This is a genomic window from Streptomyces sp. NPDC005962 (assembly GCF_040629205.1).
Classification (GTDB): Bacteria; Actinomycetota; Actinomycetes; order Streptomycetales; family Streptomycetaceae; genus Streptomyces.
Window position 1 is genome coordinate 278,459 of record NZ_JBEXVE010000010.1, and the last position, 21,350, is coordinate 299,808.

At 69.9% G+C, this 21,350-nt stretch carries 19 protein-coding genes and 1 pseudogene; 16 read left to right on the forward strand and 4 right to left on the reverse strand.

Annotation, left to right across the window (positions count from 1 at the left end; translation table 11 throughout):
* Positions 1-5: 5 nt before the first annotated feature.
* Positions 6-1,511, reverse strand: coding sequence for a SulP family inorganic anion transporter (locus ABZ370_RS19460; protein WP_358622158.1), 1,506 nt, complete (start codon positions 1,509-1,511; stop codon positions 6-8).
* 362 nt (positions 1,512-1,873) lie between these two features.
* On the opposite strand from ABZ370_RS19460, the gene ABZ370_RS19465 reads away from it, so the two are divergent.
* Positions 1,874-2,266: a MerR family transcriptional regulator gene (locus tag ABZ370_RS19465; protein WP_358622289.1), complete on the forward strand. Its 393-nt coding sequence runs from the start codon at positions 1,874-1,876 to the stop codon at positions 2,264-2,266.
* A 41-nt stretch (positions 2,267-2,307) separates the two neighbouring features.
* On the opposite strand, the gene ABZ370_RS19470 is transcribed toward ABZ370_RS19465, so the two are convergent.
* A complete protein-coding gene (locus tag ABZ370_RS19470; protein ID WP_358622160.1) occupies positions 2,308-3,144 on the reverse strand; it encodes an oxidoreductase in 837 nt (278 codons plus the stop codon).
* Between the two features lie 110 nt (positions 3,145-3,254).
* Here ABZ370_RS19470 and ABZ370_RS19475 point away from each other — a divergent pair, with 110 nt between their 5' ends.
* Positions 3,255-3,839: a helix-turn-helix domain-containing protein gene (locus tag ABZ370_RS19475; protein WP_358622163.1), complete on the forward strand. Its 585-nt coding sequence runs from the start codon at positions 3,255-3,257 to the stop codon at positions 3,837-3,839.
* A gap of 31 nt (positions 3,840-3,870) precedes the next feature.
* Here ABZ370_RS19475 and ABZ370_RS19480 read toward each other — a convergent pair whose 3' ends face one another.
* The gene (locus ABZ370_RS19480) at positions 3,871-5,805 is read right to left on the reverse strand and encodes an RICIN domain-containing protein (protein ID WP_358622166.1); all 1,935 of its coding nucleotides are present in this window, start codon (positions 5,803-5,805) and stop codon (positions 3,871-3,873) included.
* A gap of 315 nt (positions 5,806-6,120) precedes the next feature.
* Here ABZ370_RS19480 and ABZ370_RS19485 point away from each other — a divergent pair, with 315 nt between their 5' ends.
* Both ABZ370_RS19485 and ABZ370_RS19490 read left to right on the forward strand, forming a co-directional pair.
* A complete protein-coding gene (locus ABZ370_RS19485) occupies positions 6,121-6,849 on the forward strand; it encodes a FadR/GntR family transcriptional regulator (protein WP_358622168.1) in 729 nt (242 codons plus the stop codon).
* A gap of 130 nt (positions 6,850-6,979) precedes the next feature.
* Positions 6,980-8,053: pseudogene (locus ABZ370_RS19490) on the forward strand (arabinofuranosidase catalytic domain-containing protein); the annotation flags it as partial.
* A gap of 44 nt (positions 8,054-8,097) precedes the next feature.
* On the opposite strand, the gene ABZ370_RS19495 reads toward ABZ370_RS19490, so the two are convergent.
* Positions 8,098-9,297 (reverse strand): ROK family transcriptional regulator, encoded by a 1,200-nt coding sequence (locus ABZ370_RS19495; RefSeq protein WP_358622171.1) that lies wholly within the window; start codon positions 9,295-9,297, stop codon positions 8,098-8,100.
* Positions 9,298-9,543: 246 nt separating this feature from the next.
* Here ABZ370_RS19495 and ABZ370_RS19500 point away from each other — a divergent pair, with 246 nt between their 5' ends.
* The 12 genes from ABZ370_RS19500 (at position 9,544) to ABZ370_RS19555 (ending at position 21,327) form a co-directional block, all read left to right on the forward strand.
* Entirely contained in the window at positions 9,544-10,653 is a 1,110-nt protein-coding gene (locus ABZ370_RS19500) for a Gfo/Idh/MocA family oxidoreductase (protein WP_358622174.1), read from the forward strand.
* A gap of 14 nt (positions 10,654-10,667) precedes the next feature.
* Positions 10,668-11,555 (forward strand): sugar phosphate isomerase/epimerase, encoded by an 888-nt coding sequence (locus tag ABZ370_RS19505; RefSeq protein WP_358622176.1) that lies wholly within the window; start codon positions 10,668-10,670, stop codon positions 11,553-11,555.
* Between the two features lie 127 nt (positions 11,556-11,682).
* Positions 11,683-13,188, forward strand: a complete 1,506-nt coding sequence (locus tag ABZ370_RS19510) for an ABC transporter substrate-binding protein (RefSeq protein ID WP_358622178.1) — start codon at positions 11,683-11,685, stop codon at positions 13,186-13,188.
* 39 nt (positions 13,189-13,227) lie between these two features.
* Positions 13,228-14,169 carry an ABC transporter permease gene (locus tag ABZ370_RS19515; RefSeq protein WP_358622181.1) on the forward strand — a complete coding sequence of 314 codons (942 nt, stop codon included), beginning with the start codon at positions 13,228-13,230 and terminating at the stop codon, positions 14,167-14,169.
* Complete coding sequence (locus ABZ370_RS19520; protein WP_358622184.1) at positions 14,166-15,923, forward strand: dipeptide/oligopeptide/nickel ABC transporter permease/ATP-binding protein; 1,758 nt, start codon at positions 14,166-14,168, stop codon at positions 15,921-15,923. Before ABZ370_RS19515 ends, ABZ370_RS19520 begins: the two co-directional genes overlap by 4 nt.
* Complete coding sequence (locus ABZ370_RS19525) at positions 15,920-16,747, forward strand: ATP-binding cassette domain-containing protein (protein WP_358622186.1); 828 nt, start codon at positions 15,920-15,922, stop codon at positions 16,745-16,747. The genes ABZ370_RS19520 and ABZ370_RS19525 overlap by 4 nt, the downstream gene beginning before the upstream one ends.
* A complete protein-coding gene (locus ABZ370_RS19530; RefSeq protein WP_358622188.1) occupies positions 16,744-16,872 on the forward strand; it encodes a hypothetical protein in 129 nt (42 codons plus the stop codon). Before ABZ370_RS19525 ends, ABZ370_RS19530 begins: the two co-directional genes overlap by 4 nt.
* A 1-nt stretch (position 16,873) precedes the next feature.
* Positions 16,874-17,476: a response regulator gene (locus tag ABZ370_RS19535; RefSeq protein ID WP_358622189.1), complete on the forward strand. Its 603-nt coding sequence runs from the start codon at positions 16,874-16,876 to the stop codon at positions 17,474-17,476.
* An 8-nt stretch (positions 17,477-17,484) separates the two neighbouring features.
* On the forward strand, positions 17,485-18,912 hold the full coding sequence (locus tag ABZ370_RS19540; RefSeq protein WP_358622192.1) for an ATP-binding protein: 1,428 nt from the start codon (positions 17,485-17,487) through the stop codon (positions 18,910-18,912).
* Between the two features lie 119 nt (positions 18,913-19,031).
* A complete protein-coding gene (locus ABZ370_RS19545; protein WP_358622194.1) occupies positions 19,032-20,189 on the forward strand; it encodes an acyl-CoA dehydrogenase family protein in 1,158 nt (385 codons plus the stop codon).
* Between the two features lie 17 nt (positions 20,190-20,206).
* Positions 20,207-20,575 (forward strand): hypothetical protein, encoded by a 369-nt coding sequence (locus ABZ370_RS19550; protein ID WP_358622197.1) that lies wholly within the window; start codon positions 20,207-20,209, stop codon positions 20,573-20,575.
* The gene (locus ABZ370_RS19555; protein ID WP_358622199.1) at positions 20,572-21,327 is read left to right on the forward strand and encodes an SDR family NAD(P)-dependent oxidoreductase; all 756 of its coding nucleotides are present in this window, start codon (positions 20,572-20,574) and stop codon (positions 21,325-21,327) included. Before ABZ370_RS19550 ends, ABZ370_RS19555 begins: the two co-directional genes overlap by 4 nt.
* The last annotated feature ends 23 nt before the right edge of the window (positions 21,328-21,350 follow it).

The following is a 21,350-nucleotide window of genomic DNA, read 5'->3' on the forward strand; positions in this document are numbered from 1 at the left end:
CGGGGTCAGGTGTTGGCCGTGAGTTCGCCGCTGAGTTTGCCGTGGAGGCGGGCGCTGGGGTCGTTCAGGCCGGTGATCTCGACGGTCTTGCCGCGCTGGGCGTACTTGGTCTCGATCGCGTCGAGGGCGGCGACGGAGGAGGCGTCCCAGATGTGGGCGGCGGACAGGTCGATGACGACCTTCTCCGGGTCGGTGGCGTAATCGAACTGGCCGACGAGGTCGTTGGAGGAGGCGAAGAACAGCTCGCCCGTGACCCGGTAGACGACGGTCGTGTGGTCGGGGTCGGTGACGGCGGTGACCTCGGCGAGGTGGGCGACGCGCTTGGCGAAGACGACGATGGCGGTGATCGAACCGACGACGACACCGATGGCCAGGTTGCGGGTGGCCACGACGACCGCGACGGTGATCACCATGACGGCGATCTCCCCGGCGGGCATCCGCTTGAGGGTCTTGGGGGCGATCGAGTGCCAGTCGAAGGTCGTGAACGACACCATGACCATGACGGCGACCAGGGCGGCCATGGGGATGTCGGAGACGACCGGCCCGAAGACGATGCACAGCACCATCAGGAACGCGCCCGCCAGGAACGTCGACAGACGGGTACGGGCGCCGGAGACCTTCACGTTGATCATCGTCTGGCCGATCATGGCGCAGCCGCCCATGCCGCCGAGGAAGCCGGTGACGATGTTGGCGATGCCCTGGCCGATGGATTCGCGGGTCTTGTTGGAGTGGGTGTCGGTGATGTCGTCGACCAGCTTGGCCGTCATCAGCGACTCCATCAGACCGACCAGGGCCATGGCCATGGCGTAGGGCGCGATGGTGGTCAGGGTGTCCAGGGTGAAGGGCACGTCGGGCAGACCGGGCACCGGCAGGGAGGACGGCAGGTCGCCCTTGTCCCCGACGGTGGGGACCGCGATCCCGGCCGCGACCGTGATGACGGTGAGGATCACGATCGACACCAGCGGGGCCGGGATCACGGTGGTGACCTTCGGGAAGAACACCATCAGCGCCAGCCCGCCGATGAGCAGCGGGTAGACGGCCCAGGGCACACCGGTCATCTCGGGGACCTGGGCCATGAAGACCAGGATGGCGAGGGCGTTGACGAAGCCGACCATGACCGAGCGGGGGATGAACCGCATCAGCTTCGCCACCCCCAGCGCGCCGAGCGCGATCTGGAAGACACCGGCGAGGATCACCGTGGCGACCAGGTAGCCCAGGCCGTGTTCACGGTTCATCGGCGCGATCACCAGCGCCACGGCGCCGGTGGCGGCGGAGATCATCGCCCGGCGCCCGCCGACGAGCGAGATGGTGACGGCCATGGTGAAGGCGGCGAACAGGCCGATGGCCGGGTCGACCCCGGCGATGATCGAGAACGAGATCGCCTCGGGAATCAGCGCGAGCCCGACCACCAGTCCGGCCAGGACCTCGGTACGCCAGACCTTCGGATCGGACAGCCAATCGGGCTTCAGTCCGCGCAGGCGCGCGGCCGGGGACGCAACGGAACCAGACAAGGGGAGGAGCAACCTCAAGCTCGGGCGCGCCCTTGCCGGCAAGGCCGGGGCGTGCGGAAACGGTGCGGGGGAGCGTGACGCGATGGTCCGGCGGGACTCACATCCGGGTACGAGGCGTCACGGCGGGCAGGCCGCGGCGGCGGGCGTCATGGGCTCGCGCACGCGGTTCTTCCCGCAGGAATCGGATCTTCGCCGGGGGCGCCATCGGCCCCGACACGGCAACGGCGGGACGGCGACAGGCCGCCCGCACCGCCGGCAACTCTACCCTAACGTTAGGGTAGAGATCGGGAGAGGGCGGCGACGGGACGCGGCCCGCCGGAGTGGAGAAGGGCCGGAGGATCACGGGCGTGGACGGCAAGCACATGCAGATCGGTGAGGTCGCCGCGCGGACCGAGCTGTCCCTGCGCACCATCCGGCACTACGAGGAGACCGGCCTCGTGGTCCCCTCCGCCCGTTCCCAGGGCGGCTTCCGCCTCTACACCGAGGCCGATGTCGCCCGCCTGATGGTCATCCGGCGCATGAAGCCGCTCGGCTTCACCCTGGACCAGATGCGCGACCTGCTGGAGGCCACCGACCGCCTCGACTCCGGTGCGCGGGTGCCGCCCGGTGAGCGGGAGGAGCTGCTGGAGCGGGTGAACGGTTTCCACGAGGCCGCGCGGCAGCGAGTGGCGGACCTGCGCACCCAGCTGGCCCGGGCGGAGGAATTCGCCGCCACCCTGAGCGAGCGCCTCACCTCGGCACAGCGTTCCCCCTGACGAGGCTTCCCTGGTCTGGCGCGATCAGACCGGCAGGCGTGTCAGGCCGCTCGCGGGACGCCGGTGGCGCGGGTGATGAAGGTGTCGAAGGCGCGGTCGGGGAGGACGCGGCGGAGGGTGATCATGGGGCGGGCGCCGAAGCCGGTGGCGTAGCGGGTTTTGGGGCGGCGGGCGGTGACGGCCCTGCCGATGGCGTCGGCGATGACCTGGGGGGAGGACAGGCGCTTGGCGTTGGCTTCGGAGCTGAGAGCGGTGGCGACGGCGTCGGCCTGTTGGGCGTAGGCGCCGTTGCTGGAGGTCTTGGTCAGGTGGTCGGCGGCGATGGCTCCCCATTCGGTTTTGATGCCGCCGGGTTCGATGACCACGACGTCGATACCGAAGGGCTTGGCCTCCATGCGCAGGCAGTCGCTGAGGGCTTCGAGGGCGAACTTGGTGCCGTGGTACCAGCCGCCGAGCGGGGTGTGGATCTTCCCGCCCATGGAGGTGATGTTGATGATCGTGCCGGCGTGCTGGGCGCGCATGTGCGGCAGGGCGAGCTGGGCCAGGCGCATGGCACCGAAGACGTTGACCTCGAACTGGTAGCGGGCCTCGTCCAGGGGGACGTCCTCGATGGCACCGAAGGAGCCGTAACCGGCGTTGTTGACCAGGACATCGAGGCGGCCGGTGTCCGCGGCGACGCGGTCGATGCCCGAGCGCATGGAGTCGTCGTCGGTGACGTCCATGGCCAGGAGCCGCATGCCGCGGTCGGCCAGCATGCGCATGCGGTCGGTGCGGCGGGCGGCGGCGTAGACGGTGTAACCCAGGGCGTGCAGCTTCACGGCGGTGGCTTCACCGATGCCGGAGGAGGCGCCGGTGACCAGGGCGGTCTTCGTGGTCATGACAGATCCCGTCAGTTAAGATGAACGTTGGTTCATAAACTACTGTGAACCTCGGTTCAGGTTATTGCAAGTCCCGAGCCCCGGAATCCGCATCTGGAGAGTGAGCCCCCATGGCCCAGGCCCGAGCGCCCCGCGCCGACGCGGTCCGCAACCGCAAGAAGATCCTCGACGCCGCCCGCGAACAGATCACACTGCACGGGCCCGACGCGGGCATGGATGAGATCGCCGCCGCCGCGGGTGTGGCCGTGGGCACCCTCTACCGGCACTTCCCCACCAAGACCGACCTCGTCGCCGCCGTCATCGCCGAATACACCACCCATGTCGCCGACGACGTCGACGCCGCCCGCGAACGTGCCGCCGGCGGTTCCCGCGCGCTGGAGGAGATCACCGGCTTCCTCGGGCGCGTCGTCGAGGCCACTGCCACCAACCATGCCGTCAAGGCCGCCGCCCGGACCCTCGGCGCACGCCCTGCCGACACCGCCGCGGAATCACGCGCCGGCACCGCACTCACCGAACTCCTTCAGGCCGGCAAATCCGAAGGAGACATCCACCCCGATGTCACCGTCGACGACATCTACCTCCTCATCTCCACCGCCCCCACCGACCAGCCACCCACCGCCCGTGCCCGCTGGCTCACGCTTGTTCTCGTCGGCCTCACCACCCACGCCCGCCCCACAAGCACTCACCACGGCTGAAGATCGGCACGGGGCGCGTCCCTGGAGCAGGTCACCCGGTCATGATCTGCCACTGTTGCCGCGCTGCCCGGGCGTAGGCCCATTGGTTGATGTCGGCGCCGTCCGCTGTCGAGCCGCCGTCGACGTTGAGGGCGAGCCCGGAGAGCCGGTTGGTGAGGTAGTAGTGGCCATCACCGGTCGGCGTCACCGCCCAGTGCTGTTGCGGGACGTTGTCGTCCGACCAGATGCCGACGTTGCCGCCGTCCGCCCGCGACAGTCCCGCCACTTCCAGGAGTGTGCCGCTGTTCACGTTCCGGATCTTGTAGTAGCCGTCGCCGGTAGAGGTGAACGTCCATTTCTGGTTCGCCTGGTTCGCCTGGTTCCGCCAGGGCTGCTGGCGCACGTCGGTGCCGTCGGCGGTTCCGCTGCCGAGGACATCGGCCACCTCACCGCTGTCGCGGTTCACCAGCCGGTACACCGTCGCGTCTCCCGGCAGCACGCGTGACACCAGGGCGGGCTTCCGCCTTCTGCCGCCGATGCGCACCCCGCCCACGTTCGCGTAGCCGCCGGTGCCCTCCTCGACCTGGACGCGCACGTAACCCACCTTCCGCGGACTCCATTCCACGACCTTCGTCGCCCGGCTGCCGCCCCAGAGGCCGCCGGCGACCTGTGCGAAGCGGATGCCGTCGGTGCTGGTGTGGATCGTGTACGCCACGATGTCGCCGTCGGTGGAGTTGTCGCGGTTCCACTGCTTGGGCAGGTACTCGAGTGTGGAGACATCGCTCCAGACCCCGCCGAGGTTGATGGTGATCGAGTGCGGCAGGGTCAGACCCCATGTGGACCAGCAGGTCTCGAAGTTCTTGTCGCTGAGCCCGTCGATCGCGTTCATCGGCCCCTCGCCCGCGTGGAAGCCGGTGGCATAGGCGCTCACCGGTGTCACCGGGTGCTCGGCGCGTGGCGGCTGGGCCGGAAGCGGCCGACGGGAGGTGTCGGGGCGCCAGGCCGCGCCGACCTCGGCCAGCCGCCCCACGATGTTGCCGTCCAGCCTTCCGCCGCGGCCCGGCGGGCAGTTCAGGATGAACGACGTGTATTTCGGCTCCAGGTCGAGGAGATGGGACAGGATCGACGCCTTGCTCATCGGGTTGGTGTCCGGCGTCGAGGGATGCCAGAACCATCCGTTGCTGATCGTCTGTCCCTGCAGCGCGGCGTGTGTGTTGCCCTCCGGCGCCGTGATGCCCAACGGCTCCTCGAAGTAGATCGCGTCACCGAGGAACGGCACCGAGAGTGCGCCATGGTCGATCATGACGATGTCCGGCTGGAGGGACTTCACATGCTCGCGGATGCGCTGGTACGACAGGGCCTGCTGCCCCATCTGCCACGCGTAGCCGTCCGTGATGAACACGTCGATCGTGCCGTAGTTCGTCAGCAGCTCGGTGATCTGGTTGAGGATGTACGTCAGATCACCGGGCACGATGACCTGGTCGGCGCCCACTTGGTGCCGGGTGTCGTATCCCTGGACGCTGTACGAGCGGTCCCAGATCGAGAAGTACAGCCCGACCCGCAGCCCCGCGGCCCGGAAGGCTTTCACGTACTGCCCGACGATGTCCCGCTTGTAGCGGCTGTTGGTGACGTTGTAGTCGTTGTATTCGGTCGGCCAGAGGCAGAAGCCGTCGTGGTGCTTGGCGGTCAGCACGCCGTAGCTCATCCTCGCGGCCTTGGCGGCCGCGGCCCACTGCGCGCAGTCCACGATGCCGGGTGCGAAGAGGGCGGGGTCCTGGTTGGGCGCGGCCCACTCCTCGTCGGTGAACGTCCCCATGTTGAAGTGGTTGAACATGCCGAACCGCATGTCCACCAGCCTGCTCAGGCTGGTCTGCGGGGTGGCGGCCTGGGCGGGGGAGCCGGGGAGGACGGGGAGCGCCGTGGCCGCGGCTGTGGCGCCGGCGGCGGCGGTCAGGATGGTGCGGCGGGACGGACTTCCAGACGGCATGGTCTGACTCCTGGGTCCAGAGGGGTGCGTGCGCGGTCCGAGACCGGGCGACGCGCCCCGTAAGAATCGGCGCATGAACGGGGATTGCCCATCGGTGTGCGGCGGTGGCGCTGCCGGTGCCCGCGGGTGCGGGGGCCGGATGCCACGCATGAACTTCATGCATGCGCCGGGGTCATGTCAACCACTTCGCTGGGATGAAAGCAGCTTCCTCTTCGGCAGTTGGCGTATTTTGCGCAGGTTTCGCGCAGTCATTCGGAGGCTAGACATCACATGTCTTGGGTTGAACACACGACGGCACTCACGGGAGAAGTTCCCATGTCTCTGACGGACAAGGCGATCACGCAGATCCGCGAGCTCATCGCCTCAGGGGCCCTCCCTCCCGGCTCCAAGCTGCCTCCCGAGCAGGAACTCGCCGCCGGTTTGGGGCTCTCCCGCAATCTGGCCCGGGAGGCGGTCAAGGCGCTGGCCGTCGCACGCGTCCTGGAGGTCAGACGGGGAGACGGCACCTACGTCACCAGCCTCCAGCCCAGCCTGCTCCTGGAGGGTCTCGGCGGCGCGGTGGAACTGCTGCAAGCGGACCCGGGCGCCTTGCTGGATCTCATGGAGGTGCGGCGCCTGCTCGAACCCGCCGCCACCGCGCTGGCCGTCACCCGGATCTCCGACGCGGGCCTGGCAGAGGTGAAGCGCCACCTGGACGCCATGCGGGAGGCGCGCGACGACGTGGAGCAGCTGAACGCCCATGACGCGGCCTTCCACCGTGCGATCGTCTCGGTGACCGGCAACGAGTCACTGATCACCGTCCTGGAGGGGGTCTCGGGCCGCACCCTGCGTGCCCGCATCTGGCGCGGTCTGGTCGACACCCGCGCCGCCGGCGGAACACTCGCGGAACACGAGGCGATCTTCGCAGCCCTGGCCGCGCGGGACGCCCCGCTGAGCCAGGCCGCCGCGCTGCTGCACGTCAGCAACACAGAACAATGGCTGCGCGAACACCTGAAGTCGACCTGCGCATCACCGGCTTCCGGCGAGTCACGCGACAGGTATTGACGATTGCGACGGGATTCCTATCATCCGAAGTGCCCGAAGTGCCGGGCAGTGTTCGGTATATCGGGCGAACCGTCAGAGAGGACCCGTCCGGAACGACGGCAAGTGCGCCCACCAACAGAGGAGCTCACTCATGTCCAACCGATCACGGTTACGCCCCTTACGGCGCACACTTCTCGCGGCCGCGGCGGCAACCGCGCTCAGCCTCGGCGTACCCACCGGCGCAGCACCGGCCGCGCACGCCGCTCCGGCCGCCGCCTCGCTGCCCTGTGACACCTACGCCACCGGTGGCACTCCCTGTGTGGCCGCGCACAGTACGACCCGCACGCTGTACGCGTCATACAACGGCCCGCTGTACCAGGTGCGCCGGGCCTCGGACAACGCCACCCGGGACATCGGCGTCCTGAGCCCGGGCGGATACGCCAACGCCGCCGCGCAGGACTCGTTCTGCGCCGGTACGACCTGCCTCATCACCGTCATCTACGACCAGTCCGGCCGCAACAACCGCCTCACCCAGGCACCGCCCGGCGGATTCCCCGGCCCGGCTCCGGGCGGATACGACAACCTCGCCAACGCCACCGCCGCGCCGACCACGCTCGGCGGCCACAAGGCATACGGCGTCTTCGTCGCCCCGGGCACCGGGTACCGCGACAACAACACCAACGGCATCGCGAAGGGCGACCAGCCGGAGGGGATGTACGCCATCCTCGACGGCACGCACTACAACAGCGGATGCTGCTTCGACTACGGCAACGCCGAGACCAACAGCCTGGACAACGGCAACGGCACCATGGAGGCCATCTACTTCGGCAACAACAAGGTCTGGGGCTACGGCGCGGGCAACGGCCCCTGGATCATGGCCGACCTGGAGAACGGCCTGTTCTCCGGGGTCAACCAGCGCTACAACGCCAACGACCCCTCGATCAGCCACCGGTACCTGACCGCCCTCATCAAGGGCGAGCCCAACCACTGGGCCATCCGCGGCGGCAACGCACAGTCCGGCGCCCTGTCGACCTTCTACGACGGTAAGCGTCCCAACGTCGCGGGCTACAACCCGATGAAGAAGGAAGGCGCCATCATCCTCGGCATCGGCGGCGACAACAGCCACGGCGCCGCCGGAACGTTCTACGAAGGCGTGATGACGTCCGGCTATCCCTCGGACGCCACCGAGAACGCGGTGCAGGCCAACATCACGGCAGTCGGCTACGGAAAGTAGGGCGCGTCGCCACCGGCCCGTGGGGGCGCCCGGTCCTATCGGTCCGGTCCCGGTTCGTCGGCCAGCAGCCGTGCGATCCCCGCAGGGCTGAACACGTTCCGCGTGGCGACGGCGATGCCGCCGTGCAGTCCGGAGGCGCCCTTGAGCTGGGTAGCGGTGATGGTCAGTTTGCGGGTGGCCAGGGGCAGGGCGCGCTGGTAGACGGCGGCGCGAACGGCGGACACGAGGTCGTCGCGGAGTTCACTGAGAGGACCGGCCAGCACCACCGTGCGCGGGTTGAACATATGGACCAGCATGGCCACCACCTCGCCGATCTCGGTGGCGGCCTGACGCACGGCGTGCAGCGCGGTCGGTTCGCCCGCGGCGATGCGCCGGGCGAGTTCGCGGGTGCCGTGGAGCGGATCGTCGTCGGTCGACTCGGCGATGCCGAGGCCACGCAGAACCGCACGGTGCGAGGCCAGCGCGCCGACGCAGCCGACGTTGCCGCAGGCGCACAGAACGTTGCCGCCGCCGACGGCCCTGATGTGCCCGATGTCGCCGGCCGCTCCGTCGGCGCCGTGGTACATGTCGCCGCTCGCGGTGATGAGGCCCGAGCCGATGCCGGTCGCGATCTTGACGCACAACAGCGGGGTCTCCATCCGGCCATGGGTGACCTCGCCCATGGCCATCAGGTTGACGTCGTTGTCCACCACGACGGGAGCGTGGAGGCGTTCCCGGAGGTGTTGGGCCACGGGGTAGCCGTCCCAGCCCGGCATGCCGGTCGGCTGGACGGCGCACCCCTGCTGGAAGTCCACCGGGCCGGGCAGACCGACGACGACCTCACGCACCCGGCCGGGATCACAGCGGTGCTTCTCCAGCAGGCCCTGAAGCCGTTCGGTCACCGCGTCCAGCACGGCCCGGGGGCCGGCGTCGATCCGGATGCCCACGGTCTCCCGAGCGATGACCCGCCGGGCCAGGTCGGCGACGGCGATCTGTGACTCCGCCGTGTCGACGTCCACGGCGACGACGGTCCCGGCCCGCGGACTGATCGTCAGGACACGGGGCGGTCGGCCCCGGACGGACCGTCTGGACTCGACCTCCTCCAGAATGCCCGTGCCGACGAGATGGTCGACCTGCTGGCCGACGGTCGAGCGGGCCAGGCCGCTGCGCCGGGCGATCTCCGCACGGTTGGTCGCCGCCCCGGACACCACGAGTCCCAGCACCCGGCGCAGTGCCAGGGGGGCCGAAGCGGACATCGACGCATCCTCGGTGTGGCCGTCATCTTTATGCATTCTCGTGAATGTAATGCACCTCCTTATCTCCTTCAACACGACACTGCTTGCCTGGCCCATAAGGGGCTGAGCCGACATGAGGGTCGAATTTCGACGCCTTTTAGGCCTGAAAGAAAATTAAATGCTGTCTCTTGTGCTCTTAGCGCGAACTAAACGAAGGTGATGCGCAACGCGGCCCTCCGGCCGCTGGGGACGGATTGCGGGAGATTCATGGCTCAGCAAGCAGTACGGCACCGCATCGGGGTCCTGGGCGCGGGCAACATCTTCGGCCGCTACGTCGAGGGCCTGCGCGGCTTCCCGGAGCTCGAGGTGGTCCGGGTGGCCGACGTCGACACGGCCCGCGCCCGCGAGGCGGCGGCCGAGTACTCCATACCGGCCTGGGGCGACGGCGACGAACTCCTCGGCGACGAATCGATCGACATCGTCGTCAACATCACCCCGCCGCGGTTCCACGCGAAGACCATCATCACCGCGCTGGAGGCCGGAAAGCACGTCTACGTGGAGAAGCCGCTCGCGGCCACGGTCGAGGAGGCCCGCGAGGTCCTCGACGCCGCCGCGAGCAGCACGGCGCTGTTGGGCTCGGCCCCGGACACCTTCCTGGGCAGTGCCGTGCAGACCGCCCGGCACGCGATCGACACGGGGCGGATCGGCGAGGTCGTCGGGGCCACCGCGTTCGTACGCTCCAGCCGTGCCGAGACCTGGCACCCCGACCCGCGCGCCTTCTACGGCCCCGGCGGCGGCCCGGTCCTGGACATGGGCCCCTACTACCTGGCCGCCCTCGTCAACTGCCTCGGTCCGGTGGCCCAGGTGTCCGCCGCGACCCGGGTCGGAGCGCCGTCCCGCACGGTCACCAGCCCCGGGCGCGTGGTCGACGAGGTCACCGTCGAGGTCCCCACCCATGCCTCGGCCACTCTCACCTTCGCCTCCGGTGCCCTCGTCACCACGCTGATGAGCTTCGACGTCTGGGACACCGAACTCCCGCGCATCGAGCTGTACGGCACCGAGGGCACCCTGGCCCTGCCCAACCCGAACTTCTTCGACGGCGATGTCCGTCTGAAGCGCCACGGCGACCTGGAGTGGCAGGTGCTCACACCGGTCACGGACCTCTTCGGCGCCGTGGGGACTCCCGAGCAGCACCGCCGCGGGCTCGGCGTACGCGACCTCGCCGGTGCGATCGAGGGCGGGGCGCACCGTGCGAACGCGCGGTTCGCCTTCCACGTCCTGGACGTCCTGGCCGGGTTCGAGACCTCCCAGCGGGAGAAGCGCTTCGTCACCCCCGGGAGCAGCTGTGAACGCCCCGAGCCCCGCCCCGTCCACTGAGAGGACCACGGAACATGAAGATCAGGCAGGATCGCCTCGCCATCAACCCCCTGCAATGGGTCGCGAGCGCCGACGGCTGGATCGACCCCACGCTCGCCCCGCCGCTCGATCAGCAGCTCACGGTCATTCACGACGCGGGTATCACCGCCCTCCACAGCGCCGTCCCCGGCGACATGACGCCTCAGGAGTACGCCGCCCGGCTCGCCGCGTACGGCGTCAGCCCGGCGCCCGGATACCTCTCCGTCCGCCTCACCGACGACGCGGCCGAGCGGCGGACCTTCCGCGACACCGCGGCACGCGTCGCGCGACAGCACGCGGAACTTGGAGTGCCCACCGTCTTCCTCGCCATGGGGATGGCCAAGGACGCCGAGCGCGTGGCCCGTCCGGCCGTCGGCCATCTGTCCGAGCGGGAACGGCTGGAGCGGGTGCGGGACCTGCTGGCCGAGATCGCCGGTGTCATCCGTGCGGAGGGGATCATCCCGGCCTTCCACCCGCACGTCGGAACCTGGGCCGAGACCGAGCCGGAGACCCGCTTCATCCTCGACACCGTCGACTCCTCCCTCCTCGGCTTCGGACCCGACATGGGCCACCTGGCCTGGGCGGGCGCCGACCCGGCGCAACTCGTGCGCGACTACGCGGACCGGGTGGCGAGCGTCCACATCAAGGACCTGGACCTCGGCCTCGCCGCGCGGGCCCGGGAGGCGGGCTGGGACTACCGCAAGACGGTTCTGGCGGGGCTGTGGTCCGAACCCGGCCACGGAAGCGCCGACATCGAGGGCTTCGTCGGCGCGCTGCCCGATGACTTCGACGGCTGGCTGATCGTCGAGGTCGACCGGGGCGCCCGGCCGACGCCGGAGGAGAGCGTGCGGCTCTGCGGGGAGTGGGCCGCACGTCAGGCGTAGCCATGACCGGCCTACGCGCGACACCGGCAGTACAGCGGTACCGGCAGTACCGGCACCGCACGGCCGACAGCGGGGCGACCCGGGGGGACACACCAGAGCCGAAGGACTTGATACACGTGGAGAGAGCATGCGCAAGACAGTGGCGTTCGTCGGCGCCGTCATCCTGACAGCGACGGCCACGGCCTGTGGTGGCGGCACCCAGGCCTCCGGAAGCGACAAGACCCTGACCCTCGCCGAGTCCGTCGCGGCCACGCCGTGGGACCTGGCCAAGGCGAGCATGGGACCCGAGTCCCAGTACTACCAGCCGGTGTACGACACGCTGATCCGGCTGGACGCGAAGGGCGGGCCCACCCCGAACCTGGCCACCTCCTGGTCGTACGACAAGCCGCAGACCACGCTGACGCTGAAGCTGCGCAAGGGGGTCACGTTCACCGACGGCACCGTGCTCGACGCCGACGCGGTCAAGCGGAGCCTGCTGCACACCAAGAGCGGCACGGCCAGCGCCGCCGGAGAGATCCAGGACATCACCGGTGTCGATGTCGTCGACCCGCACACCGTCGCCATCAAGCTGAGCCACCCCTCGGCTGCCCTGCTGCCCGCGCTGGGCCAGGTCTCGGGCATGATCGTCAGCCCCAAGGCGCTCAAGGACCCCAAAACGCCGGTGGGCTCGGGCCCGTACAAGCTGGACACGGCCGCGACCACGGCCGGTCAGACGTACACCTATACGCGCAACGCCGGTTACTGGAACGCCAAGGGCTTCCCGTACGACAAGATCGTCATCAAGTATCTGGCCGACCCCTCCGCGCGCACCAACGCCCTGCTGTCGGGCCAGCTCGACGGCGCCACCCTCAACCTCAACCGGGTCAAGACCGTCAAGGGCCGGGGCCTGAACGTCGTCACCTACCAGCCCGGCGACGTCGAGGGCCTCTATATCTGGGACCGCGGCGGCAAGAAAGTGCCCGCCCTGGGCAAGCTGAAGGTCCGGCAGGCGCTCAACTACGCCTTCGACAGGCAGGCCATCATCACGTCGGCCAAAACCGGTCTCGGCACGCCCACCACCCAGCTGTTCGCCAAGGGCGAGGACGGCTACCAGGCCGCGCTGGACGACACGTACTCCTACAACCCGGCGAAGGCCAGGAAACTCCTGGCGGAGGCCGGTTACCCGAACGGCTTCTCCGTCACCCTCCCCGACCTCTCCGCGATCTTCCCGCAGGAGCAGGCCGCGCTCACCCAGTCCCTCAAGGACATCGGCATCAAGGTCGATCTGGACACCCTGCCGGGCGACCAGATCTTCACCGCCATGCTGTCCGGCAAGTACGCCATGTCGTACTTCAAGCTGGGGGCTCCCACCGCCTGGGACAAGGTCCAGCTGGAGCTGACGAAGAAGTCCACCTGGAATCCGTCCAAGTACGACGACCCCAAGGCCGACGACCTCATCGCCCGCATCGGCAAGGCGACCGGTGCCCGGCGTGAAGCGCTCTTCGAGGAACTCAACACCTACGTCGTCGACCAGGCCTGGAACGCGCCCTGGAGCGTCATCACCAATGCCTACGCGACGGCGAAGGACATCAGGGTGACGCCGCAGCCCGGCGCCCAGTACCCGCCGATCCACAACTACGCGCCCGCGAACTAGCCGCCCGTCCGTTCCGGCACGCGGAAGGAGGAACCGACCGTGCTCGTCTTCCTGCTCCGGCGCATCGCCGCCGGTGCCACTCTGGTGGTCGTCGTGGCCACCGCGACATTCCTGATGCTCAGCCTCACGGGCTCCGATGTCGCCCGCAACGTCCTGGGCGAGACCGCCTCGCGGTCCGCCGTGGCCGCGAAGAGCCACGAACTCGGGCTGGACCAGCCCCTGGTGGAGCGTTACGGGCACTGGGCCGGACAGGCGCTGCGGGGCGACCTGGGCAGTTCGTGGTTCACCGGCGACTCGGTGAACCAGTCCCTGACGGACACTCTGCCGGTCACCCTCTCCGTGGTGCTCGCCGGGCTGCTGATCGCGGCGGTGCTCAGCGTGGCGCTGGGCACCGCGGCGGCCCTGCGCGGCGGTTGGGTGGACCGCCTGGTGCAGTTCGCCGCGGTGCTGGGCACCGCGGTGCCCAGCTTCCTGATCGCCCTGGTCCTCGCCGTCAGCCTGGCCGTCCAGCTGGGCTGGCTGCCGGCGACCGGCTACGTCGACCTCGCCGCCTCGCCCGGCGGCTGGCTGCGCTCCATCACCCTGCCCGCCCTGTCCCTGGCCGTCGCCGCGACCGCGGCCACCGCGATGCAGGTGCGTGGCGCCCTGATCGACGTCATGCGCGCCGACTTCGTCCGCACCCTGCGCAGCCGGGGCCTGACCACGCGCAGCGTCGTGTTCCGGCACGCGCTGCGCAACGCGGCCCCGCCCGCTCTGACCGTGCTCGCCCTGCAGTTCATCGGCCTGATCGGCGGCGCCGTCGTCGTGGAGAAGGTGTTCGGCCTGCCCGGCATCGGCACCCTCGCCCAGTCCGCCGCCGTACGCGGTGACGCACCCGTGCTGCTCGGCACGGTCGTCGTGACCGTCGTCATCGTCGTCGCCGTCAACCTGCTGCTGGACATCGCGTACGGCTGGCTCAACCCCAAGGTGCGTGTCTCATGACCGATGTGGCCCAGGCACCGGCCCCCGTACCCCCCGGACGCGACCGCCTCCCGCGCCGGACGCTGCGCGACCCGGTCGCCGTCGTCTGCCTCGCCGTCCTGGCGCTGGTGATCGCCGCGAGCCTCGCGGCACCACTTCTCACCGACTACGCCCCCGACCACAGCGTCCTCACCGACACGCTCGCCCCCATGTCGGGCACCCACCCGCTCGGCGGCGACGGCGTCGGCCGCGACGTCCTGTCCCGGCTGCTGTACGGCGGCCGCACCAGCCTGGTGGGCGGCACCCTCGCCGTCCTCGTCGCCTTCGCGACGGGCGGACCGCTCGGCGTCATCAGCGGCTTCTACCGCGGCTGGCTGGACGCGGTGGCGAGCTGGGTCGTCAACGTCATCATGGCCGTGCCCGCGATCATCGTGATGCTGGTGGTCATGGCGGCCGTCTCGCAGGACCTCAACATCGCGATGATCGTCCTTGGCGTGATCATGGCTCCGATGGTCTTCCGCCTCATCCGCGCGTCGGTGCTCGCGGTCCGCGAGGAGCTCTACGTCGACGCCGCCCGCGTCTCGGGCCTGGGCGACGCGCGCATCATGCGGCGGCACGTCCTGCCCGTGGTGATCGCGCCCTCCGTCATCCAGGCCACCCAGGTGTTCGCCGTGGCGATCGGCATCCAGGCAGGCCTCGCCTTCCTCGGCCTCGGCAAGGCGTCCCAGGCCAGCTGGGGTGCGATGCTCAACGACGCCTTCACCAACGTCTACACCGCGCCGGTGCTGCTGGTCTGGCCGGGTGCCGCGATGGGGCTGACCATCCTCGCCTCCAGCATGCTGGGCAACGCGGTGAGGGACGCGCTGGGCCCGACGGAGCCCCGGGTGACCAAGCGTCCCCGGCCCGTTGTGCGGACCGCGGGCGGCCCGGTGGCCGCGCCACCCGCCGACCGTCTGCTGACGGTGGAGGGCCTGCGCGTCGCCTACGGAGAGAAGACGGTCGTCGACGGCGTGCGCATCACCGTCGAACGCGGCGAAGTACTGGGACTGGTGGGCGAGTCCGGCTCCGGCAAGAGCCAGACGGCGTTCTCCGTCCTCGGGCTGCTGCCGTACGAGGCCGAGATGACGGCCGATCAGCTCGTTTTCGACGGCAAGGCGCTGCCGAGCCTGAACCTCAAGCAGCTCAACGCGCTGCGCGGACGCGGTATCGGCTACATCCCCCAGGAGCCCATGTCCAACCTGGACCCGTGCTTCCGGATCGGCTTCCAGCTCGTGGAACCCATGCGCAAGCACCTGGGACTGTCCCGGGCAGAAGCCCGCGCCAAGGCGCTGGAACTCCTCGCCCGGGTCGGCATCCCGGACACGGAGCGGGTGTTCCGGTCGTACCCGCACCAGATCTCCGGCGGGATGGCGCAGCGCGTCCTGATCGCCGGTGCCGTCTCCTGCGACCCCCAGCTGCTGATCGCCGACGAACCGACCACCGCGCTCGACGTCACCGTCCAGGCCGAGGTGCTCGACCTGATGCGCTCGCTCCAGCAGGAGCGGCACATGGGCATGCTCCTCGTCACCCACGACTTCGGTGTCGTGGCCGACATCTGCGACCGGGTCGCGGTGATGCGGAAGGGCCACATCGTGGAGACCGCGCCGGCCCGGCAGATCTTCGCGGCACCCGAGCACGACTACACACGGATGCTGCTCGACTCGACCCTCGACGGCGGACCCGCGCGCGGTGCACGGATCCGTCCCGGCACGCCCCGCAAGGAGGTGACGTCATGACCTCACCACTCCTCGAACTCGACGACGTCGTCGTCGAGTACCCCGCCAAGCGCCGCGGCGAGAAGCCCTTCCGCGTCCTGCACGGCGTCTCGCTGTCCGTCGCTCCCGGCGAGACCGTCGGCCTGGTCGGCGAGTCCGGCTCCGGTAAGACGACCCTGGGCCGGGCGGTCCTCGGCCTCGCCCCCGTCACCAGCGGTGAGATCCGCTACGACGGCAGGCCCGTCTCCAGGCTCGCCAAGCGGGAACGGCGGGCGCTCGGCAAGGACATCCAGGTCGTCTTCCAGGACCCCTTCACCTCGCTGAACCCGGCGATGACGGTCATGGACATCCTCACCGAGCCCCTGCTCGTGACCGGTGTCGCGCGTGCCGAAGCGGAAGGGCGGGTGCGGAAGCTGCTCGATCATGTGTACCTCCCGCGGGACGCCGCCCGGCGGCTGCCCCGCGAGTTCTCCGGAGGCCAGCGTCAGCGGATCGCCATCGCGCGCGCCCTGTGCCGGGACCCCAAGCTGATCGTCTGCGACGAACCGGTCAGTGCCCTCGACCTGACGACCCAGGCCCGGGTGCTCGACCTGTTCATCGAGATCCAGGAGGCGACCGGGGTGGCGTACCTCTTCGTCACCCACGACCTGTCCGTCGTACGCCACATCAGCCACCGGGTGGCCGTGCTGTACCGCGGCGACATCGTCGAGACGGGCGACGCCGCCCGGGTCACCGAGCGCCCGGAACACCCCTATACGCAACGGCTGCTGCTCGCCGCCCCGGTGCCGGACCCGGACCGTCAGGCGCGACGCCGCGAGGAGCGGCTGAAGGCGGCGGCGTCATGACGGACGCGACGTGCATCCCGGCCCGCCGCGGCGTCATGACGGACGTGACGGGCACCCCGGCCCGCCACCTCGGCCCGTGCGGCGTCCCCGCGCCCCGGACCGCGTGGGCGTCCCGGGGCGACTGAGATGTGTCTCGTCTACATCCTGGACGACGACGAGGAGCTGAGCGAGTCGCTCGCCTGGCTGCTGGAGTCGGTCGGCATCCCCTCTGAGCGCTATCCGGACGCCCGGTCCTTTCTGCGCTCCTATCACCGCGACCGTCCCGCCTGCCTTGTCCTGGACGTCCGTATGCCCGAGGTCAGCGGCTTCAAGGTCCAGGAGGTGCTGAACGAGACGGGGGCGTCCCTGCCGGTCGTCTTCGTCTCCGCGCACGGTGACATCCGGATGTCCGTGCGCGCGATGCAGAAGGGCGCCGTCGACTTCCTGGAGAAGCCCTACGACCCCCAGCACATGCTCGACGTCGTGCAGAACGCCCAGCGCACGGCCCGCGAGCGCTTCGCGCGTGAGGCGCGACAGGCCGGTCTGCGGGCGAAGCTGGACACCCTGACCGCACGGGAGAGGGACGTCCTGGAGCTCTCCGTCGAGGGCGCGCCCAACAAACACATCGCGAGACGGCTCGGGATCAGCGCCAAGACCGTCGACGTGCACCGGGCCCACATCCGGGAGAAGACCGGCGCCGAGAGCATCGCCGCCCTGGTCCGGGACGTCCTCAGGCTGGACGCCACATGACGGGGGACATGCCCGTGGACGGCCTGGCCCCGGCCGACTTCCGCGAACTGACCGACGCCCTGAAGTACTGCGTCCTGCTCCACGACGACAAGACCTTCGAGATCCTCTGGGCCAACCGGGCGGCCTGCCGACTGCTCGGCTGGACGGTCGACGAACTGAAGCCGCTCAAGGCCCCCGACATGAGCAAGAACGCCCGCCAGTACAGCCGGGATCTCGGCCACCGCTGGTTGCGCCAGGCCGTCGAGCACGGCATCGGTGTCACCGAGTGGTGCTACCGGTCCAAGGACGGAGAAGAGGTACTCACCGAGGCGATCGCGATCCGCGTCGAACTCTCCGCGCGGACCGTGGTCATGGTCCAGTTCCGGGACATCGCCGAGGAGAAGGCGGTGCGACGGGACCTGTTCCGCACCGAGAACAGACTGCGCGCCTTCCTCGGTGGCCTGGCCGAGGGCATCGTCGTCCTCGACGACGGGAACCGGGTGCTCTTCGCCAGCGAGTCGGCCGGCAGGCTGCTCGGCGAGGGACTTCAGGGAGCGGACTTCGCCGCCTACTGCTGCGACGGGCCTGTACCGGAGCGCGAGGGCCGCTACCGTTTCGCCGTACCTGGCCGTGCACCCCGCTGGTACGCCGCGACGTGCCAGCACATCGAGATCGAGAGCGACCTGCGCGGCCGGATGCTCCTCTTCTACGACATCACCGACCGGGTCCGCGCCGAGGAACAGCACCGTCGCGACACCCAGTACCTCGACCACCTCGCTCGCTACAACGCCATGGGCGACATGGCGATGGCGATCGCCCACGAGGTGAGCCAGCCACTGGCGGCGGCGTACAACTTCGTCGAAGGCGCGCGCGGACGGCTCGGACAGGGGTCCGGCGAGGAGTCCGTGGCCTGGGGGCTGGACAACGCGGTACGGCAGATCGAACGGGCCCGGAGCATCCTTGGCAGCCTGCGCCGATACGTCGGCCGCCTGGAACAGTCCGCCCGGCTCACGGACCTCAACACGATCGTGCGCGACTGCGCGTACTTCATCGAACTGCGCGCCCAGGAGCACGAGGTGGACGTCGGCCTCGACCTCACCACCGAACCACTGCCCGTCCTGTGCGAGCACGTGCTCATCGGGCAGGTCGTCATGAACCTCGCCTTCAATGCGGTCGACGAGATGGCCCGGTGCCCGCGGCCGGAGCGCCGGGTGGAGGTCGTCACCCGGCGCGGAGCGGACGGCGACGTGGAACTCGCCGTCCGGGACCGGGGGCCGGGACCGCCCCCTGACGAGCGGATCTTCGACGGCGTCTTCACCTCCAAGGCGAACGGAAGCGGCATCGGCCTCGCCCTCAGCCACCGCATCGTCACCCGCCACGGCGGACACCTGGACGTGCACGCGAACGAGCCGTGTGGCGCCGTCTTCCGGTTCACGCTGCCGACGGCAACGGCGTGAGATAGGGGAAACCCCCTATGCGGTGCGGCGAAGTTCCCATAGCGACGCCCCGGCTGCCACTCATAGCGTGAAGTCATGGCGCGGAGGAGAGCAGTCCGGGAGCGCGAGGAGATCACCCCATGACGCAGTTCGAACGAATGCTGGCAGTGGTCGCGGAACGGCGAGCCGAATTCGAGGAGAAGAGGCATGTCCCGCCGGACATGATCGGCGAGTTCAAGCGTGCGGGCATCTACCGGGCGGGCGTTCCGCGGCGTTTTGGTGGGGACGCACTGCCGCCCGCCGAATTCCTGCGCCTCATCGAGCGGATATCCGTGGTCGACGGCTCGGCGGGATGGGTCGCGAGCTTCGGATCGTCCGCCGTCTACCTGGCCGCCCTTCCCCTGGAAACGCAGACCGAGCTCTACGCGAACGGGCCCGACGTGGCGTTCGCCGGTGGCCTGTTCCCCGTACAGCCCGCGGAACGTGTCGACGGCGGCTACCGGGTCGCGGGACGCTGGAAGTTCGCCAGCGGCTGCAAGGGCGCGGACGTCCTGGGCGTCGGCATCAAGGCCAGTCAGGACAAGGCCGATCAGGACACCAAGGCCAGCCTGGACAAGACCGGCCAGGACAAGGCCGGCCGCCCCCTGACCGCCGTGCTGCGGCCCGGGCAGGTGCAGATCGCCGAGAACTGGGACGTCATCGGGATGCGGGGCACCGGCAGCCACGACCTGGTGGTCGACGGCGCCGTCGTCCCCGAGGAGTGGACGTTCGTCCGCGGGGGCACGCCCACCGTGGACGAACCGCTCTACCGCTACCCGACCGTCCCCTACGCCGCCCAGGTCCTGGCCGTCGTCGGCCTCGGCGTGGCACGCGCCGCGCTCGACCACGTCATCGCCCAGGGTGGCCGCTCCGGCTACACCGGCGCCCCGATCCCCGCCGAGCGCGCCACCTACCGTATCGCTGTCGGACAGGCCGAGGCCCAACTCCGGTCCGCGCGCGCCTCCTTCTACGAGACGACCGAGGAGGCCTGGGCGACCGTCGTGGCGGGAGACCCCGCCACGGCCGCGCAGGCCAGCCTGCTGCGCCTGTCCTCCGCACACCTGGCCAAGACCTCCTTCGAGGTCGTCCGGGCCGCCTACCAGCTCAGCGGAATCGCCGCCATCGCCACCGGCAGCCCCTTGGAACGCCACCTGCGCGACGCCTCGGTCGTCCCGCAGCACGCCTTCCTCCAGGAAGGCATGTACGACGGCGCGGGCGCGGTCCTCATGGGCGTCCCACCCTTCCCCGGCTACCTCTAGACACCAAGGAGCCCCCCGTGACCGCTTCTCCCGGCGCACCCCTGCGTGTGCTCTTCTGCATCGGCGTCAACCAGAACTTCTTCGACCTGCCCACCGGACAGGGCAAGGCCGTCTGGGACGGATTCACGACCATGCTCGCCCAGCTGTACGAACTGCCCGGCGTCACCGCCCTCGGCACCGTCGACGACGACCAGCACATGGTCGGCCCGTCCGACTCCTGGCCGTGGACCTGCTACGTCCTCGCCGACGTCGTCGACCAGCAGACCGTCGCCGCGGCCTGCAACCTCTTCCGCACCGTCCAGGTCGGCGAGTACGGCCTGTGGCGCTACATGAAGATCGAGGCACGCGTCGGCCGTCCCCTCCCGGAGCCGGAGGCGACCCGATGACCCCCGACGGCCCCCGACAGGTCGCTCTGGTGACGGGCGCCGCCCGCGGCCTGGGCGCCTGCATCGCCGGGCGGCTGTACGACGGGGGCTACCGGGTGGCACTCACCGACCTGGACGAGGAGGCTGCCGCCAGGACAGCGGCGGAACTCGACCCCGAGGGACGCCGCGCCGTCGGACTCGCCCTCGACGTGCGCGACAAGGACGCCTTCGTCGCGGTCCGCGACCGGCTGAACGAACGCTGGGGCGCCGTGCACGTCCTGGTCAACAACGCCGGACAGTCCAAGGTCGAATCCCTGATGGAGATCGGGCCAGAGAGCTTCGAGGCCGTGGTGGCCACCAATCTCAACGGCACCTTCTTCGGCTGCCAGGTCTTCGGCGCCTACTTCGCCGAACGCGGCTACGGACGCATCGTCAACGTGGCCTCCCTCGCGGGCCAGAACGGCGGGACGGCGACCGGCGCGCACTACGCGGCGGCCAAAGGCGGTGTGGCGACACTGACCAAGGTGTTCGCCCGCGAACTCGCCCCGCACGGGGTGACCGTCAACGCCATCTCCCCGGGACCACAGGACCTTCCGGTGGTCCGCGAGACCGTCGCCCCGGACAGGCTCGCCGAGATCGAGGCGTCGATCCCGGTCGGCAAGCTCGGCCGACCGCACTTCATCGCCGACATGGCCGTCCTGCTCGCAGCCGAGCACGCGGACGCCGTCACGGGAGCCTGCTGGGACGCCAACGGCGGCCTGTACATGCGCTGACAGCCACCGTGGCCGTGGCGAGC